General features: G+C 67.6%; 11 protein-coding genes and 1 tRNA gene. 8 read left to right on the top strand and 4 right to left on the bottom strand.

The annotated features are described in order from the left end of the window. Positions 1 to 194: hypothetical protein (locus tag IZR01_RS38600; protein ID WP_194926747.1), on the top strand; the 194-nt coding region annotated here is incomplete at its 5' end. 99 nt (positions 195 to 293) lie between these two features. Then, positions 294 to 366 (top strand) — tRNA-Arg (locus IZR01_RS38595). Positions 367 to 695: 329 nt separating this feature from the next. On the opposite strand, the gene IZR01_RS38590 is transcribed toward IZR01_RS38595, so the two are convergent. Further along, the gene (locus tag IZR01_RS38590) at positions 696 to 1,937 is read right to left on the bottom strand and encodes a tyrosine-type recombinase/integrase (RefSeq protein WP_194926746.1); all 1,242 of its coding nucleotides are present in this window, start codon (positions 1,935 to 1,937) and stop codon (positions 696 to 698) included. 893 nt (positions 1,938 to 2,830) lie between these two features. On the opposite strand from IZR01_RS38590, the gene IZR01_RS38585 reads away from it, so the two are divergent. From IZR01_RS38585 to IZR01_RS38560, 6 genes are all read left to right on the top strand, one after another. After that, positions 2,831 to 4,141 carry a tyrosine-type recombinase/integrase gene (locus IZR01_RS38585; protein WP_438939714.1) on the top strand — a complete coding sequence of 437 codons (1,311 nt, stop codon included), beginning with the start codon at positions 2,831 to 2,833 and terminating at the stop codon, positions 4,139 to 4,141. 714 nt (positions 4,142 to 4,855) lie between these two features. Next, positions 4,856 to 5,902, top strand: a complete 1,047-nt coding sequence (locus IZR01_RS38580; protein ID WP_323747231.1) for a tyrosine-type recombinase/integrase — start codon at positions 4,856 to 4,858, stop codon at positions 5,900 to 5,902. Positions 5,903 to 6,341: 439 nt separating this feature from the next. Beyond that, positions 6,342 to 7,190 (top strand): methylamine utilization protein MauJ, encoded by an 849-nt coding sequence (gene mauJ / locus IZR01_RS38575; RefSeq protein ID WP_194926743.1) that lies wholly within the window; start codon positions 6,342 to 6,344, stop codon positions 7,188 to 7,190. 204 nt (positions 7,191 to 7,394) lie between these two features. Further along, positions 7,395 to 8,084: a hypothetical protein gene (locus IZR01_RS38570; RefSeq protein WP_194926742.1), complete on the top strand. Its 690-nt coding sequence runs from the start codon at positions 7,395 to 7,397 to the stop codon at positions 8,082 to 8,084. 23 nt (positions 8,085 to 8,107) lie between these two features. Beyond that, a complete protein-coding gene (locus tag IZR01_RS38565) occupies positions 8,108 to 8,587 on the top strand; it encodes a FliH/SctL family protein (protein WP_212012496.1) in 480 nt (159 codons plus the stop codon). Positions 8,588 to 8,737: 150 nt separating this feature from the next. Next, complete coding sequence (locus IZR01_RS38560) at positions 8,738 to 9,658, top strand: hypothetical protein (RefSeq protein ID WP_194926741.1); 921 nt, start codon at positions 8,738 to 8,740, stop codon at positions 9,656 to 9,658. A 294-nt stretch (positions 9,659 to 9,952) separates the two neighbouring features. Here the strand turns inward: IZR01_RS38560 and IZR01_RS52680 are convergent, their stop codons facing one another. The 3 genes from IZR01_RS52680 to IZR01_RS38545 all read right to left on the bottom strand — a co-directional run bounded on the left by IZR01_RS52680 (position 9,953) and on the right by IZR01_RS38545 (position 17,453). Further along, on the bottom strand, positions 9,953 to 14,116 hold the full coding sequence (locus IZR01_RS52680) for a beta strand repeat-containing protein (RefSeq protein WP_194926740.1): 4,164 nt from the start codon (positions 14,114 to 14,116) through the stop codon (positions 9,953 to 9,955). Positions 14,117 to 14,358: 242 nt separating this feature from the next. After that, positions 14,359 to 15,018, bottom strand: a complete 660-nt coding sequence (locus IZR01_RS54525) for an STAS domain-containing protein (protein ID WP_194926739.1) — start codon at positions 15,016 to 15,018, stop codon at positions 14,359 to 14,361. 395 nt (positions 15,019 to 15,413) lie between these two features. Continuing rightward, a complete protein-coding gene (locus IZR01_RS38545) occupies positions 15,414 to 17,453 on the bottom strand; it encodes an alkyl/aryl-sulfatase (protein ID WP_323747230.1) in 2,040 nt (679 codons plus the stop codon). Between the last annotated feature and the right edge of the window lie 412 nt (positions 17,454 to 17,865).

The following is a 17,865-nucleotide window of genomic DNA, read 5'->3' as shown; positions in this document are numbered from 1 at the left end:
ACTCCGGCGAACCGACCCCCGCCCAGCGCACCACCCGCGACGCCTTCACCGGCGCCGAGCGCGCCCTCCGCAAACTCACCCACGCCTACCTCCAGGCCGTGAGCACCCCGGACTCCACCCACCGCGACCAGGCCCGCGCCATCCTGGCAACCGCCCGCCGCGACCTCCGCACCATCCTCACCCCCGAAGCCTGACCCGCAGCGGCCCCGCCCCAACGGGGCCGCGCCACCCACCAGAAACGTCAGGCTGGAACCCACCCCCGACCCGCTAAGATGAGCCCGCGTCGCCGCCAGGCCCTCGTAGCTCAGTGGATAGAGCACCGGACTTCTAATCCGATGGTCGCAGGTTCGAATCCTGCCGGGGGCACAGATCGAGTCGTATCGACTATGCCGATGACCTGGCCTTTTCTAGATTCAAATCTCGACTGGACTAGACATCTTGACGGCCCGTCAGGCAAATGGTCCAGGGGTGGTCCAGGGTGGGCTCAAAATGGGCTCGGACCCGCCGTCGTCGGGCTTTGATGCGGCCTCTCACCTGCGCCTCGATAAGTGGATCGATCGGCGACTAAATCGTGAAGCACCAAAACCGGCCGCGGGGACACTGTCCCTGCGGCCGGTCTGTTGTACGCCGTTGTTGTCGTTGCGGCTATGTGGCGGTGTTGATGGCTTGGGCGATGGCGTTGGCGGCGGCGTGTTTCAGTTCGTCGAAGACGCTGGTGTAGGTGTCTCGGGTGATGGTGGTGGTGGAGTGTCCGAGCATTTCGGAGACGACTTTGAATCGATGCCGGCGGCCAGCGCCAGGGTCGCGGCGCCGTGGCGGAGGTCGTGGAGCCGGATCGGCGGCAGGTCGGCTTCGGTGATCAGCAGCCGGAACTGGTCGCTCACCCATGACGGCGTGAGCTCGCCGCCGTCGGCGGTCGTGAAAACTAGCCCGGTGTCCTGCCAGTCGGGTCCGGCGGCTAACCGCAGTTCGGCTTGGTGTCGGCGCCAGGCCTTGATCGCGGTGACGGTGGTGTCGTCCAGGGCTACGTCGCGTTCGCCTGCGTCTGATTTCGGGTTGCTGGTGTAGATCTCGCCGTCGACCTCGGTGACCTGCTGTACCACGCTCATGGTCTTCGCGCCCAGGTCGAGGTCGACCCAGCGTTGCCCAAGCGCCTCACCACGGCGCAGCCCGGTGAACGCGATCAGATGGAACAGGGCGTAGAGCTCGTGGCCTTTCGCCCGCTGTAGGAACGCCGCGGTCTGGCTTCTGGTCCACACCATCACCGCCGATGGCATCTGGCCCGTCTCCCGCCATCGCGCTTCTCGTACCGGTGTCCAGACGAGGGCCTTCGGCCGTTTCCCGGGCTCGAGGTCTGCTAGGGCGGCGACGTTCACGGTGATCAGTTGCTGGGTGCATGCTGCCGACAGTCCGGAGCGCAGCGTTGCGCGGATCCGTTGCCGGGTGGCGGCGTTCGCCGGTCTGCGGAACGGCGACATCGACGCCAGTGTCGTCTTCAACTCCCGCACCGTCTCACGGTCTCCACGCTTGCGGGCGGCCTTGATCTGGTTCTCGACCTTGCGGCGGGCGGCATTGGCTGTGGGGATCGCCTCGGCTTCGGTGGTGATCGCGGTGAACATGGCATGCACGTGTGCCACTCGTAGCCGATCCAGCGGGATCTCGCCCAGGTGTGGGATGAGGTAGTTGTCTATGTGGGTCTGGTAGCTGACTTTCGTGCCGCGGGACAGGCTGCTCTTCGCACCGATCCACTCGGTCAACCACTCACCAACGGTGAGCTTGTTCATCACGGGCTGACCCAGCCGGGCGGCCTTGCGGATCTCCTCCACCTCAGGCAGCGGTGTCTTCGCCTTCAACGCCACCCGGATCCGCTCGACAATGTCGGCACGCAGCTTGTCTGCCGCGCCGGGTACGTCGTCCAGCTCGTCGGCGATCGCCACCAGCGCCCGGATCCGCTCCACTGCTTCCTGGGCTTTGTCGAAGGTGGCTATCCCGCCCTGTGTCAGATGCGCGCGCGGCGCCCCGGGCGCGGTGGCCACTTCCATCTGGAAATGCCAGCTGCCGTGGTTGGAGTTCCAGCGTCCACCGGCCCGCCGCAGCTGTGGACAGCCCGAGCCCAGTCGGCGCATCTGCGGTTTGCCATCGGCGCCGAGGACCGGGTGCCCGTCGGCATCCGTTACTTGGGTGCGGCAGCCGCACTTCTTGAAGATCGGATTGTTGTTAGCCATTTAGGCCCCCCTTCGTTCGCGGATCTATGGGTAGGAACCGGGGCTGCTCCTTGGGGCAGCCCGGCAGGCGGATCGGTCAGAGATTGAGGTCAAGGCATCGGATCGGGCTGGGTGCAAAATCCGATGGATTAGTTGCGCGGGATCCATGGACGCTCCGCAGCCGCCCATCTGTCAAGTACTTGATGTCGAGTTGATATCGGACCCATCGATTTGGCCGGGGCTGAGGCGAGTCGCTCGGGTTCTGGCGGGTGAGGCTTTGACTACGGAGGGCGGCGATAGCTCGGCCCGGTGAGTCTTCTTTGACATCGCAGACAGTGACGATATTGGCGCGCGGTGTGGTTGTAGGCTGATCGGAGTAATCGCCTTGCCGGGGCAGGGTGAGGTCCGGGCCGGGGGAGAGGGCTGCGGGGTCTGACCGGGGATCGCTGTTCTGGCGCGGCGATCGCCGCGCCGACATCCCTCTGGAAAGGTCAGTGATCCTCAACATGGCTTCGCTGTCGCAGGGTTCTGTGTTCAAGCGGTGTGGGTGTCGCATACCGGGTTCGTCGACGAAGTGGGGTTCGCGGTGTCCGCAGCTTGGTGAGCGCGGGCACGGCTCCTGGTATGTGGCGGTGGAGCTGCCGGCCGGTTCGGCGGGTCGGCGTCGGGTGCGCCGTGGCGGGTTCACCTCCAGGGCAGCGGCCTGTGAGGCGTTGGAGGAGCTGCTCGGCCCGGCGTCTACGGTGTCGGCCGGTGTTCTGGTGCGGGAGTGGCTCAACACGTGGCTGGATACGCGGATCACCGTGCGGCCCTCGACCCTGCGCTCCTATCAGGCGATCTGCGCCAACCACCTGATCCCGTACCTGGGTGCGGTGCCGTTGGCGGCACTGAGCCCGCGGCAGGTGGAGGCGATGCTGGCCGGGGTGCGTCGGCATTCAGCGGTGTGGGGCCGTCCGGTCACCGATGCCACCGTGCAGCGGATCCACGCAACGCTACGGACAGCGTTGAACGCTGCGATGAGGGAGCAGTTGATCGATGTGAACCCGGCCAAGGCGGTGCGGCTGCCGCGGATCCGCCGCCCACTGGCGGTGGTGTGGACACCGGATCGGATCGCAGTCTGGCAGGCGACGGGGGAGCGGCCGGCAGTGGCGGTGTGGACGGCGGGGCAGACCGCCGCGTTCTTGGCTGGGATTCGGGAGCATCGGCTGTATGCGGTGCTCCATCTGATCGCGTTACGCGGACTACGCCGGGGTGAGGCCGCAGGGTTGCGCTGGTGCGACCTGGATCTGGACTCGGCGACGATGTTCGTGTCGCATCAGGTGCAGAACATCGGAGGCAGGGTGGTGCAGTGCCCCACGAAAACACCGAGCTCGCGGCGGGTCGTGGCGCTGGACCGCACCACCGTGGCAGTGCTGCGTAGGCACCGGGTACAGCAGCAGATAGAACACGAGCAACTGGGCGTTGCACCGTCGGGGTTCGTGTTCACGACCACGACCGGGGCGCCGTTGACGCCGGATCGGCTCACCAGGGTCTTCTTGAAGCTCCTGGATGTCTCGGGCTTACCGCCGGTGCGGCTTCATGACCTTCGGCATGGTGCGGCGTCGTTGGCGCTGCAGGCCGGGGCGGATCTGAAGGTGGTGCAGGACCAGCTTGGGCATTCCTCGATCGTCACCACCGCCGACACCTATGTCAGTGTGCTGCCGGAGGTGGCGCGCAAGGCTGCCGAGGACACCGCTGCGCTCGTCCTCAAAGCCGGGCGTCTGGTGCCTGGCACTCGACGGATCCGCCGGGCCGACAAGCCCGACCATCGAGCGCACCGTGGTACCGCGAACCGAGGGCGCAAAGCGCGTGGGAGCCAGACCTCCGTGAATGCCCAACCGGCCCGGCCGGTCAAACCTCGCGATGACGACCCGGACCCCCTGATGGCCCCTGTATGACAGTTCTCTGATGCCGAAACCTGGCCGAAATCTCATTATTTGAGACGACTGGTCTCGGGTGTCGTGCTGGCGCACCGCGGCCCCACCCGGGACCCACCGGCCATCGGGGGAGTAGCGCGATTAGTGCAAAACGCCCAGGTCGGGCGCGGAGAATCCGGGGGAGATTCGAACTCGAGACCCGCGGATTAAGAGCCCGAATTGTCGCCACCGGCGGATCGAGGATGCCGGGGATCCGGTGTGGACCAGGGGTGGTCCAGGGGAAGTCCCCAATCACCGCTTGCGAGCTGTGCCCTAATTCTTTCTCGGGAGAGGCGGGCGCTCGGCTGACGGAGGTCTGAGGAAGGCTTGGCTGACGTTCAGCGTGATCGTCCGAAGGCTTCGTCTGTTTCGTCGGCGGGGATCAGTCTGGTCTTCTATTCCGCTGACACGGTGGGAGGCGTTGGGGGAGCGCGGGGCGAGGCGGTGGTCGGAATGGCTGGTTCGGTGTTCAAACGGTGTGGGTGCCGGGATGCGAGGTCGGGGCGTCTGCTGGGAGCTGCGTGTCGTTGTTTGGTCGACGATGGGCATGGTTCGTGGTTCTTCAGCGTTGAGCTTCCACCCGGGGTGGAGGGTGAGCGGCGTCGGTTGCGTCGCGGTGGGTATGCCACCGAGCACGCCGCGATCGAGGCACTTGAGCGTGTAGGTGGTGTGCGGGCTGGGAGTGAGGCGTTGACGGTGGAGGTGTGGCTGCGTCGTTGGCTGGCTTCGCGTCTGTCGCTGCGGGCGGAGACGGCGCGTTCCTACGGCGGTCACATTGACGACTACCTCGTGCCGTATCTGGGGCAGGTGTTGCTGGCCGAGCTGAACCGCTCGCGGGTGCAGGCGATGTTCACTCAAATTGCGGTCGCCGAGGGAATGACGGGCCGCCCGGTGAGTGCGGCGACATTGCATCGGATCCACGCCACACTGCGGGCGGCGTTGAACGAGGCGGTGCGTGTCGGGCTGATCCCGATGAATCCTGCAGTCGGCGTGGAGCTGCCGTCGGCGACTCGTCCCCGTCCGATGGTGTGGACGCCGGAGCGGGTGGCGGCCTGGCGGCGTGACGGGACTCGCCCGACTGTGCCGGTGTGGACCCCGACCCAGACCGCGGCGTTCCTGGCCTTCGTGCGCGAGCATCGGCTGTACGCGCTGTTCCACCTGGTTGCGCTTACGGGGCTGCGTCGCGGCGAGGTCAGTGGCCTGTGTTGGACGGACGTGAATCTGGATGCTGGGGTGCTGTCGGTAGCCCGGCAACGGTGCCAGACCGCCGGCCGGGTGGCGGTCGCGCCGCCGAAGTCGCGCGCTGGTGTTCGTGAGGTCGCGCTCGATCACACCGCGGTCACCGCGCTTCGTCAGCACCGTTATCGGCAGCAGATCGAGCGCGCGGTGGCAGGGCAGCCGTGTGTCGAGTCGGGATACGTGTTCACCTTCGCCGACGGTCGGGCGCTGTCGCCCGACCGGCTTACACGCATCTTCGCCGGTGTGGTTCGGGCTTCTGGGTTGCCGCCGGTCACGATCCACGGGCTGCGTCACGGCGCTGCGACTATGGCGTTGGCCGCTGGTGCCGGGTTGAAGACGGTGCAGGCGATGCTGGGTCACTCCTCGATCCAGGTCACGGCCGACATCTATTCAGCCGTCCTGCCCGCTACCGCCCACGAAGCGGCCGAGAACACCGCGGCTTTGCTATTCCTGCTGCACGGCCCCGGAAGGAAGCTGGCGAGGGTTGCTTGGCGCCGTGGATGAAGGCTGCGCCGGGCGGTGCGACATTGAATATGGTGTTCCTGCCCGCCGATGCCGAAGATGCGGGACCGTCAGCGGGCGGGGGCGGCTGTTTGGGCCCGTCCCTGGAATTCCCGTGTCTGGCGAGCAGCTTCGGTCGTATGCTGCTAGTCGTCATGTCATCGCTTGACTCCGATACATGCGGAACGGTGGAAGAAGAACCACGGAAATGGGTACTAAGAAGGAACCCAAGAAGCGTGTCGTCGGTCAGGGTGCGAGGTCGTCGAATCGTGCCCAAGCATCTGCGAACCCGACCATTCAGATCCCGCGACCGCGCGTTACCGACCGTGTGTACATCTCGGCGGTTCCACAGCTGGCGCCTGGTGTCCCGACCGGAGCTGTCGGTGGCGCCTTCGGCGATTATGACGTCGTACTTGTCCTTGGAGTGCCCGGTGTCTCGAGCGTGACCACAGCGATGAACATCCCCGCGCTGATCGCGGCGGGCGATTCGCTGCTCGAGAGCGACGGGCTCAACATCGACTTGCATGGTGCCAACGGTGCTGGCCGGCTGACTGCCGCCGTGCTGCCGAACGCCGACGGCCGTCTGGCGCGGATCGAACTGACGGTGCTGGCCGATGGCTTCGCTGACGCAGAGCAGATGGCACTGGACCACATGAGCATGGTTCTGAGTCGCATCGCCTTCCAAGCTGACGTGGCGGTCGAGGTCGGTGCCATCGTCGTGGTGGAAAAGGCATCGCAGATCGTGCACGCCGCGGCCACAGTCGTAGGCGCTATTCAGCCTGCCCCAATGAATGCGGTGGAAGGCTGGTCCACCGAGGAGCTTGGACCTTTTCTCGCTGCATACCGGGAAGGGCTCAACAACCCGAACGCACCGCTCTATCAGGCGCTGTCCTTCTATAAGATTCTCGAAGGTGCGCCCGCGTTTCACACGCGCCGCGTCCGTGCCGCCAGCAGGGCCGGAAAGCCACCCCCGATTGACCCGTTCGATGCCGCCATCCCGGCTGATGCGAGTCTGCTGTCGGAAGATGTGTGGAACCGGGATGCCTTCGCGCCCTACTTTGGGCTGTCCTTCACCGACGTGGAGGCGAAGGTCCGAACGACGATCCGTAACGGCGCGGCGCACCTCAAGCCGGGCATGGAGAACCTGCGTATCGCCGACATGACCGACGATGTTCGAGCATGCCGCGCGATCGTGCCGGTCCTGCGCTACGTGGCGCGGCAGATCATCGAGGGCGAACTTGCCTTGGCAAACGCCGCGGCAGGGGCACCGATACCTTCGCCCCCGAATTGACTGGTCCAACGTTCCTGCCGCAACGCTCGGTTCGCTCACAGGCAGACCCGGCCACTGTCTAGCTGATCTGCACGAGTCACCGAACCGTCTGTGTCGCTCACAGTGCGTGTGAATCAGTGCTCATCGATAGTATCGGCGGTGTGGCTGTGTGCTGTTGTGGCCGGAGGTCGGCTCGGGTCACGCACGATCGGGGAGGGGATATCCATGAGTAGTGTCTTTTCAGGACCGACGGCAAAAGACCTGGCGTGGCTCGTGCCACCGGGCGCCCACGTGCCCGACGGGCGCATGGTAAGTGGTGCGCTGCTGGCCGACATGATCGCCGAGTGGCACCGTATCGTCGGAGGCTCGGTCTCGGTCAGCCGTCTGAAGCGCAAGTGGGCCAGCCTTGGCGACGATCCGATGACGCTCGGATCGTCACGCCCCGAGGGCGAAGGTCATGACGTTGCTGCTGTCTTGAACCATGCGCTGGGACGTGCCGTGACCGCCGGCCTGAAAGACCCACACGACGGCGGCAACACTCCGGGTAACTCCTACCTGTGCGCTACCTTGATTCAGGAGGACACAGCCGCGGTGCTGTTGGCAATCCTCGATCGACACCTGACCGGCGGTGCGGAGTTGGCTGCGTGGTATCTGGCCTCGCCCTGCGACGTACGCAACTGTCTGCACCACGGCGACGGCCGCGGACCCGAGGTACCCGGATCAGGCGTGGAACCGCTGGACTATAAGGCGCTGCCGCGTCTGTATTGGTATCCCAGACTCGGGACTGTCGAGATTCATCCATGGGCCTGGGACACCCTCGCCCCGATGCCTGCCGAGGAGCGGCGGCCTATCCGAGTGCCGATGCCGGCGCTCGTACCGCCGGGCGTCTTCAAGTCGAATTCGGTCTCGCGTTAGCAGGCCTTCATCAACGAGGGATCATGTTCACCACATTCGAAAGACGTGTCTGTGGCCGGCCGACGAAAACCGGCAAGCCCTGCAAAGCCAACTTCTCCGGCGTCGGCTTCGCCTGCACGCTGCACACCACCCCGGAAGAGCAGGCTTTGGTCGACGCCTATCGGAACGGCTACCGCAAAGGGCGTGAGGAGGGGCAGACGTCGGGCCGGCAGTCGGCCGCGATGTCGACGGAGTACCTGGAACGCCAGATTGCCGACCTGAAGGCCCAGCTTGACCAGGCCACCCGCCGGTTCCGCGTCGACGGGCTCCAAGCCGTGACCGTCGGCGGCTACGCCTACCTGTGGAACGGGCAGCCGGACCTGGAAGTGGGGGACCGGGTGCTGCTGCCGGAGAACTACGTCAGCCGCCTCAAGCATGGCCCGGGTCCTGTCGAGGGTACAGTCACCGAACTCGGCACCACCTATGACGGCAGCCACAGCCGCATACTGCGCCGTATCACCTAGCCAGAATGTTCCTGAGCGGCTGGAGCCGGACCAACCAGCACCAGTAACGGCCAAGACCGCGGTCCGGTCGACGCCGCTGTGAACGGCTCGTAGGCCCGGATTCAGCTAAGAGATCACGGACGAGGCGTTTCAGAGAACGGGACACGGCAGATGGCGGATGTCGTCGAGCAGGCGCTCAACGGTTTGAGCGATCCGATCGTGGAGTACCTACACCTGCGCTTCCCGCAGCTTTTGCCGGTCATGCTGCGGTGGGCTGGGCAGCTCAACGAGGCGACGGCCATCGATTTACTGCCGCCGTCGGATGTCGCGCCGCTCGTCGGCGTGGCGGCGGAACTGGCAATCGGCATCGACCTGGCGGACGGACTTTCGGAGTTTTCGGCGTGGCTGACCGAGGCCGACGCCGGTAGGCTTCTGGAGCTTGTGCGTGGGGCAACGCCGAGCAGCCTCGACACTGCTGTATCTGCATCGCCGTTGCCAGCTGGGAGTGAGGAACTGGCGCAACGGTTGGTGCGGCTCGCTCAGGCTCAGGAGGCGATATTCCGGCTCCAATCCTCCGGGCCAGCAGACGTGGCTCAAGCGCGGCGGCTGGTCGATGATCTGCATCACCCGCAGCTGTTCTCCTTCGCACCAGGATGGCGGTTCCTACGTCCAGTGCTGGACGCCTACTTCACCCGCGGTTGGCGCCCGCTGCGTGCCCTTGGCGTGCCGGTGGTCGTCGGCCATCGTTTCGCCGAGGGCTTCGCGGTCTGCGACCTGGTCGTCGGCGACGCGCTCATCGACATCAAGTGCGTAACACAACCCGCTTCGCACCTTGTCGACTGGATCCACCAGCTCCTGAAGTACACCCTCCTGGACTTCACCGATGAGCTTGGCATCCGCCGGGTAGGTATCTACTTTGCCCGGCACACCCTGCTGCTCACCGAGCCCATCGATGCTCTTCTCTTCGAACTCACCGGCGACACGGGCGCCACGGTCGGCGCGTTGCGCGAGGAGTTCGCGCGCGTGGCCGCGCCGCAGATCGCGCATTTCGCCGCTGTACGGGCCAAGGTCCGGACCCCGAACGTCTTGTGAATCGTCGCCTAGCGCGACTCCTCCTTCACGTCGGGCTCCGTCAAGACCGGAGACCACGGAGGGGATTCCCAGCCCTGATGCCGGATCGGGTTCGTCTGTTGTAGCAGGCTCACCCAGGCGGACTGGACCGCCAAACCACGCGCGCGCGATGCCGCCCGATCGCCCGACGCGGCGGATCAGGCTCCCGAGCCTGACGCTCCCGCCGGGACCGGTTCGCCACTTCATGAAGCGGCCCGCCTGCCTCCTGACCGGTTGGCCAGGGGCAGGCGGGCGCGTGGTCGTGCCCTGATGCTCCTAGTGGATGATGACGGCGCAGTTGGTGAGGTGGTCGGCGGTGGTGGCGTAGCAGGTGGTGTGTCCGGAGCCGCCGTCGATGGTGGCAGCGGGGATCCCGGTGCCGGGGTAGAGGTAGTCGCCGGCGTAGATGATGTCGTTCGTGCCGGATCCGGCGTGGATGGTGTCGGTGCCGGTGCCGCCATAGATGGTCTCGGTGCCGGAGCCGCCGGTGACTGTGTCGTTGCCGGACCCGAGGTAGACCGAGCCGCCGCCGGTGCCGGCGTTGATGGTGTCGTTGCCGCCCAGGCCGCAGATGACGTTGTGGCCGTGGGCGTTGATGACGTCGTTGCCGGTGGTGCCGGTGATCGTACAGCCGTGACTGTTGGCGACGGTGGTGTTCACCACCGCCGCGTTGTTGGCCAGGTTGGGGTCCCAGGGGAAGCCCAGGACGGCGCCGGTGGCGGTCAGGGTGCCGGTCGCGTCCGGCTCCATGGTGATGGCGATGGTCGCGTGCGTGGTGGTGGTGACGGTGCCCAGGGCGCAGGACACAGTGCGGTGTGCGGTGTCGGTGGTGCAGGTGCCCTGAGACGGGACGGCCTTGATGATCGCGGCGCCTGTGCCGGTGAAGCCGATCGCTGCGCCGGTGATGGTCGCAGCCTGGGGACCCAGGTCGGTGATGGTGGCGGTGACGGTGGTGTATCCGCCGAGCGCCGCCGGGTCGGGGTTGCTGGCCAAGGCGATGGCGAGGTCGGAGCTGGGGTTGTATGTGTACTGATCGGCCGTGCTGGTGGCGCTGGTGCCGCCGGGTGTGGTGACTGTGACGTTCACGGTCGCCGGGGCCTGGGCGGGGGCGGTTGCGGTGCAGGAGGTCGCGGTGCAGGTGACGGCGGTGGCGGCCACGGTGCCGAAGGCGACGGTACCGCCGGTGAGGTTGGTGCCGGTGATGGTGACCTTGGTGCCGCCCACTGACGGGCCGGAGGTGGGGCTGATTTTGGTGACGGTCGGCGGGGCGGTGTAGGTGTACTTGTCCGCCGTGTTGGTGGTGCTGGTTCCACCGGGGGTGGTGACCTGGACGTCGACCGTGCCGGTCACTCCGGCTGGGGCGGTGACGGTACAGGTGGTCGCGGTGCACGAGACGGCGGTGGCCAGGTGTCCGGCACCGAAGGTCACGCTGGTGGCGCCGGACAGTCCGGTGCCGGTGATGGTCACGTGTGTGCCAGCGGTCAGCGGTCCCGCGGTGGGGTTGATGCCGCTGACGGTCGGCACGGCGTCATACGTGTACTGATCTGTGCTGTTGGTGGTGCTGGTTCCGCCGATGGTGGTGACCTGGACGTCCACCGTGCCGACAGCCTCGGCCGGGGTGGTGGCGGTGCAGGTGGTGGCAGTGCAGGACACTGCGGTGGCGTTGTGCCCAGCGCCGAAGGTGATGCCGGTGGCGCCGGTCAGATTGGTGCCGGTGATCGTGACGACGGTGCCGCCGGCGATCGGACCGGCGGTCGGGCTGATGCCGGTGACTGTTGGCGCGGCCACGTAGGTGAAGTGGTCGCCCGTGCTGGTGGTGCTGGTTCCGCCGGGGGTGGTGACCTGCACGTCCACGGTGCCGGTTCCAGCCGGGGCGGTGGCGGTGCAGGACGTCGCGGTGCAGGACACGACGGTGGCTGGGTGCCCGGCGCCGAACGTCACGCCGGTGGCGCCGGATAGGCCGGTGCCGGTGATCGTGACGGCCGTGCCGCCGGTCGCCGGTCCGGCGCTCGGGCTGACGGCAGTGACCGTCGGCACGGCGTCGTACGTGTACCTGTCCGCCGCACTGGCGGCGCTTGTGCCGCCCGCGGTGGTGACCTGCACGTCTACCGTGCCCGCCGCACCGGCCGGTGCGACGACGGTACAGGTGGTGGCGGTACAGGACGCTGCGGTGGCGTTGTTGCCGGTGCCGAAGGTGACGGCAGTGGCTCCGGAAAGCCCGGTGCCGGTGATGGTGACCAGGGTTCCGGCCGCCAGTGGTCCGGCGTTCGGGGTGACGGTCGTGACGGTCGGGGCGGCGGTGTAGGTGTAGGTGTCCGCGCTGGACGTCGCGCTGGTCCCGCCGAGGGTGGTGACGGTCACGTCCACGGCGCCTGGGCTTCCGGCCGGGGCGGTGGCGGTGCAGGTGGTGGCGGTGCACGTCACGGCGGTGGCCGGGCCGTCGGCGCCGAAGATGACGGCGGTGGCGCCGGTGAGGTTGGTGCCGGTGATGGTGACCGGGGTTCCGGCGGAAAGGGGTCCGGCAGTCGGGCTGATGCCGGTGACGGTCGGGGCCGGGACGGTGATCGTGGTCGTGTCGGTGGCGGTGTAGGTGCCGAACAGGAACGCGTTCACGGTGGCTGTGGCGGTGACGGTGCCCGGTGCGGTCGGGGTGACCGTGACGGTGACGGTGTCGGTTGCTCCGATCGCGATACCGCTGGTGGCGCAGGACGCGTCCTGGCCGCTGATGGTGCAGGTGCTGCCCTGGCTGTCGGAGGCGGCGGTGATGGTGGCCGCCGCGCCGGTCAAGGTGAGGTCGGCGGTGGAGATGAAGCCGGGGGTCGCGCCGTTGTTGGTGGCGGTCACGGTGTAGGTGTACGGGGTGCCGACGGTGGTGGCCGGGTCGGCCGAGCCGGTGACGGCCACAGTCACGTAGGGCCCATAGGTGTACTGGTCGGCACTGGAGATGGCGCTGACCCCGCCCGCGGTGGTCACCTGCACGTCCACGGCGCCCGGGGTACTGGCCGGGCTGGTCGCGGTGCAGGAGGTCGCGGTGCAGGCGAACCCGGTGGCGCCCAGGCCCCCGAAGGTGACGGCGGTGGCGCCGGACAGGTCGGTTCCGGTGATGGTGACCGTTGTGCCGCCTGAGGGCGGGCCGCCGGCCGGGCTGATGCCGGTGACGGTCGGAGCGGCGACGTACGTGTACTGATCGGCGCTGCTGACGGCGCTGGTGCCGCCGGGGCCGGTGACGGTCACGTCGACGGTGCCGGCGGTCCCGGCCGGGGCCAGCGCGGTGCAGCTGGTGGCGGTGCAGGACAGGCCGGTGGCCGAGCCGTCGGCGCCGAAGGTGATCGCGGTGGCGCCGGACAGGCCGGTTCCGGTGATGGTGACCGGGGTGCCGGCCGCGGTCGGGCCGCTGCTCGGGCTGATGCCGGTGACGGCCGGTGCCGGCTGGTAGGCCAGGGCGATGCCGACGGGGCCGGCGCCGGTGGTCAGGGTGGCCGTGACGGTGGTCGTGGCGGTGTCGATGATCGACATTGTGTTGGAGTTCTGGTTGGCCACATAGACCAGCGCGCCGTCGTTGCCCAGTTCGACGTCCTCGGGGAAGGTGCCGGTGTGGATGGTGGTGGTGACGGCGTCGGCGACCAGGTCGATGACGATCACGTCGTTGCCGGACTGGCTGGAGACGTAGGCCATGGTGCCCGCGGCGTTCACGGCGATGTGGGTCGTGGAGGTCGCGGTGGGGATGGTCGCGGTCAGGGTGTCGGTGGTCAGGTCGACGACGTCGAGGGTCTTGCTGCCGCTGGTGGTGACGTACAGCTTGGTGCCGGCAGGGCTCAGGGCTGCGAAGTCGGCGCCGGTCACGCCGGTGATGGTGGCGGTGATGGTCGCGGTGGCGGCGTCGATGACCCAGACGGTGTTGTTGCCGACCGCGTACAGGGTCGACCCGTCTGGGCTGACGGCCAGGCCGGTGTCGAAGTTCAGGCCGGTGACGGTGGCGACCACGGTGTTCGTGGAGGTGTCGATCACCGAGACGGTGCCGGAGACCAGGTTGGTGACGTAGGCGCGGGTGCCTGCCGGGTTGAGAACCACTGCGATCGGGGCCGTGCCGACTGCGATGGTGGCGGTCACGGTCTCGGTCGCGGTGTCGATGACCGACACGTTGTTGCTGGACTGGTTGGTGACGTAGACCTGGGAGCCGTCCGGGGCGATCGTCGCCGCGTCGGGGCGGGTACCGACGGGGACGACAGCGGTGGTGGTGCCGGTGGAGGTGTTGATCACCGAGACGGTGTTGGCACTGGCGTTGGTGACGTAGGCAGTGGTCACTCCGGTTGGGGCGGCGTGCGCCGGGGCGGCCAGCGTCGCCAGGCCGGCCAGGCTCAGCGCCGCGGTGGCGATCAGGGCCGTGAGTCGGCGGCGTAAGTGGGCGTGTCGTGGTCGGGCGCTGGTCGGTGAAGCCATGGGCAGATCCCCCCTCAAAGGTCCGTGCCGTCTCGGCCGGGCCCGGGAAGGGCCCTGGCAGATCCGTGGCGGCGCGGAAAACGCGCACGGAGGTAGGCCCAGACCGGGCCGGTCGTGTCGCCGGGTCGGTCGGGGCTGCGGGAAGGGGGTCTGCGTGGGAGCGGGGTCCAGGCGCCGGCAGGCCCTTCGCTTCAGAACGATCACCGGATGTGGTCGCCCGCGTACCTCGTGTTGTCGCCGTATCAGACTCCTGCGAGACGGGCTGTGCGACAAGGGGCAGGAAACCCTGGAGGCCCTGGCGAATGAGCGGCCATCGCCGCCGGCCGCATGCCCTGCCGGATCGAGCTACCGAACGGCCCCTGCACGCGTTTAACCGGAGAGCCGACGCGGCGAGGCGGGATCGGCCGCAGCCGGCCCGCGTCCGAACCACTCACCTGACGGGGCCTGAGGGTCCCGCCTGTGCCGGCTGCGCTGGTCGCTCGTTCCAAGTCCGACGATGCGGCGAACGCCTCCTCGACGCTCGGATAGCACAGCAGCACCAGCGACAGCCTGGTTGTCTGCAGTAGTTTGCGCATCCTGGCCGTGGGTGCACACAGCCGTAGCCGGCCGCCCTGTTCAACGGTGCGACGGTGGATTCCGACCAGTGTCCCGAGCCCCGCACAGTCGCAGAAGCCGAGACCGGACAGATCGGCGGCCAGATGCGACCGGACCGCACCGTCCGACGGGCCCAGGCGGTCGGTCAGCAGGGGAGCAGTCGCGATGTCCCACTCACCGTTGAGGACGACGACCCATCCCGCGGCGTGTCTGTGGACGCCGACCTGCAACGGGTCCGGCGGCGAGCCGCCGGGTCCGGATAAGTGCGGGGGCTGATTCTGCAGGGTGGAGGTTCCGGGACCGGACACGGCAGGCTCCAGAGGCTGGCGAGCGGCCTTACGTCTCCGGGGTCTGGGGAAACCGGCCCGGACCACCGGGCTCACCGCCAGGCCGAGGCTGGTCCTCGGCGGAGAACGGCTATGGCGCCCACTGCCTGGACCAGCGCCATACCCACCAGGACAGACGACATCGGCGGCAGCGTGTGCTGCGACGTTCCCATCGCCGTGTAGGGGCCCCCGGCCACGGCGATACCGGCGACGATCGCGAGTTGGTTGACGGTGCGCAGAACACGCCGCTGAAGGATGCCGCGTGTTCTGCGGTGACGCCGACGGTGGTGGTGCGCCGGATGGGTGTCAGGCCAGGAAGCTGTCAGGCGAGAGATCAACAGATACCTACAGCTCTGGTCGTCGCTTTGGCGTCGTGGTCAGGGTGTCGTGACCGGGAACCAGAAGTCGAACACCTCCAGGCTGTCGGCGTACAGCTCGAAGGGTTCCAGCGTTCCGTGGCGGATGACCAGTTCGCCGCGGGCCAGCATTTCTGCCGGGCTGTAGCCGGGTTTGGCCAGCGCGAAGTTGTTCAACGCCGAGCGCGCGATGGTGTAGGACGCCTGCACGCGGTCGGTCATCAGGACCGGCCGGAACAGCTGCACGCTGTTGCGCAGCTCGATCGTGCACGCCTCGGTGTCCCCGGGTACCCCGTCGGTCACGGTGAACCCGAAGATGCGTGGCCGGTCGGCTTCCTTCACCGAGTTCAGGCGGATCCCCAGATAGTCGAACAGCATCGCCAGTGGCATCGCTGCGAGGGTGTCCTCGGTGATGGTCTCCGGTGCGGGGATGTTCACGCCGAGGCCGTCGTCGCCGCCCAGGAGCGGCCGGTCCCGTAGTTCGCGTGCGCCGGCCAGGTAGAAGTTCCGCCACACGGCGCTCTCCGACTGGTAGCCCAGTTGTTCCAGGACGTCGGCTTCGATGTGCCGGGCGGCCTTGTCGCTGGGGTCGGCGAACACCAGGTGGCTGATCATCTCGGCGACCCAGCGGTAGTCTGCGGGGTCCTTGGCGTCGGCGAACTGTGCCGCGGCCATCTCCCGCACCTTCGCCGCGCCGCCCATCGCCGCCACGTAGCGCGCGCCGGCCTGTTCCGGCGGCAGGGTGTGCAGGTGGGCGGCGTTGCCGTCGAACCAGCCCAGGTAGCGCTGGTAGACGGCCTTGGCGTTGTTGTTCACGGTGCCGTAGTAGCCGCGGTTGTACCACTTGTCGCGCAGGCCGGCGGGCATCTCCTCGTCGAGGCGTTCAGCGACCTCCAGCATGGTGAAGCCCTGGTTGGACAGCCGTAGCGCCTCATCGTTGAGCCACCGGTACAGGTCGGCCTGGCTGGTGAGGAACGAGGTGATCGCGTCCGGCTGCTCCGGGGACACCCAGCGCGGCCAGAAGTGGCTGGCGAACATCACCTTGGCCCGCGCCCCGAACAAGTCGGCGGCCTCGTTGAGGTAGATCGACCAGGCTTTGCCGTCGCGGACCTGCGCTCCGCGCGGGCTGTAGAGGTTGTGCAGGGAGGCGTTGGCGTTCTCGGCCATGCACAGGGTGGCGATGTCGGGCAGGTAGAAGTTCATCTCTGCCGGCGCTTCGGTGCCTGGGGTGAGCTGGAACTCGAACCGTACCGGTCCGAGCTTCACCACGGTGCCGGGGAGGCAGTCGGCGGGGCCGATGTCGCGGGTAGGCGCGAGTAGTCCGACGCGGCCGTTGGAGAGGGTTTTTCCCAGTCCGCCGTCGACCTGGCCGCGGGTTCCGCGGGCCAGCAGCGAGCCGTACATGTAGGTGGCGCGCCGGGACATCGCGTTGCCGGCGTAGACGTTTTCGCTGACGGCGTGCTGGAGGAAGCCCTCCGGCGCCACGATTTCGACATGGTCTTCGGGGGCGGGCACGCCGTCGGGGAACAGGCCACGCACTCCGCCGTAGTGGTCGGTGTGCGAATGCGTGTAGATCACTGCGGCGACGTGGCGGTCCGCGCCGCGCTCGTCCCGGTACAGCTTCAGCGCCGCGGCTGCGGTCTCCTCGCTGACCAGCGGGTCCACGACGACGATGTCGTGGGAGGCGCCGGTGGGGTCTTCCAGGAAGCTGATGTCGGACAGGTCCATGCACCGCACCTGGTAGACCGCGTCCGGTACCACCTCGAACAGGCCGCTGTGCATGTTCAGCAGCGCGTTGCGCCACAGGCTAGGGTTCACCGAGTCCGGTGCCGGGCCGTGCAGGAATTCCGAGTACGGTGCGAGGCTCCACACCGGGATCGGACCGACGGGCCGGGAGATCGTGAAGTCCGGCGGAAGCTCCCGCAACTGGCCGCGCCGGGCGAAGACGGCCTCCTGGTCGGCGTCGACGGCGGGCACCTCCACGAGACTGTTGATGTGCGCGGTCAGCGCGGTCGCGGGCTTGGGGCTGGTCGGGATGGCTGTCTTGCGCGGATGGGACACGGCGCCTCCTCCTTGGGAGATGGCCAGTGAATGCCGTCGCACGAGAGTAACGATGAATTCGTTGATATGACTCGAATCAGGCCATGCGTGGCGCATATGAGAGTACTGTTTTACTTTGCGTAAGTCCATCGTTTCGACGAGTGATCACGCCCTGATCGCGCCGATCTGTGGCACCGGAACCGGGTGGACGGAGGTGGTCGAAAGCTATATCAGGGTTCGTATTTCCTCGGGAAGGGGCATGGCCTGGTTCGGAGAGACTTCGGTGGGGGCCGGGCCCCGGCCGTACCGGATACAGGGGAAGGGACGTCCTTGTGAATCTGCAGGAGTTCAGCACACCCGGCACGTACACCGTCGCCGTGCCACCCGGCTCGACCGTGCTGGTGGAGGCCTGGGGAGCCGGGTGGCACGGCGA

The organism is Catenulispora pinisilvae, from assembly GCF_015356865.1.
In the GTDB taxonomy this organism is placed as follows: domain Bacteria; phylum Actinomycetota; class Actinomycetes; order Streptomycetales; family Catenulisporaceae; genus Catenulispora; species Catenulispora pinisilvae.
Note: the sequence above shows the minus strand (reverse complement) of the source record. Positions and strands in the feature narration are given on the sequence as shown.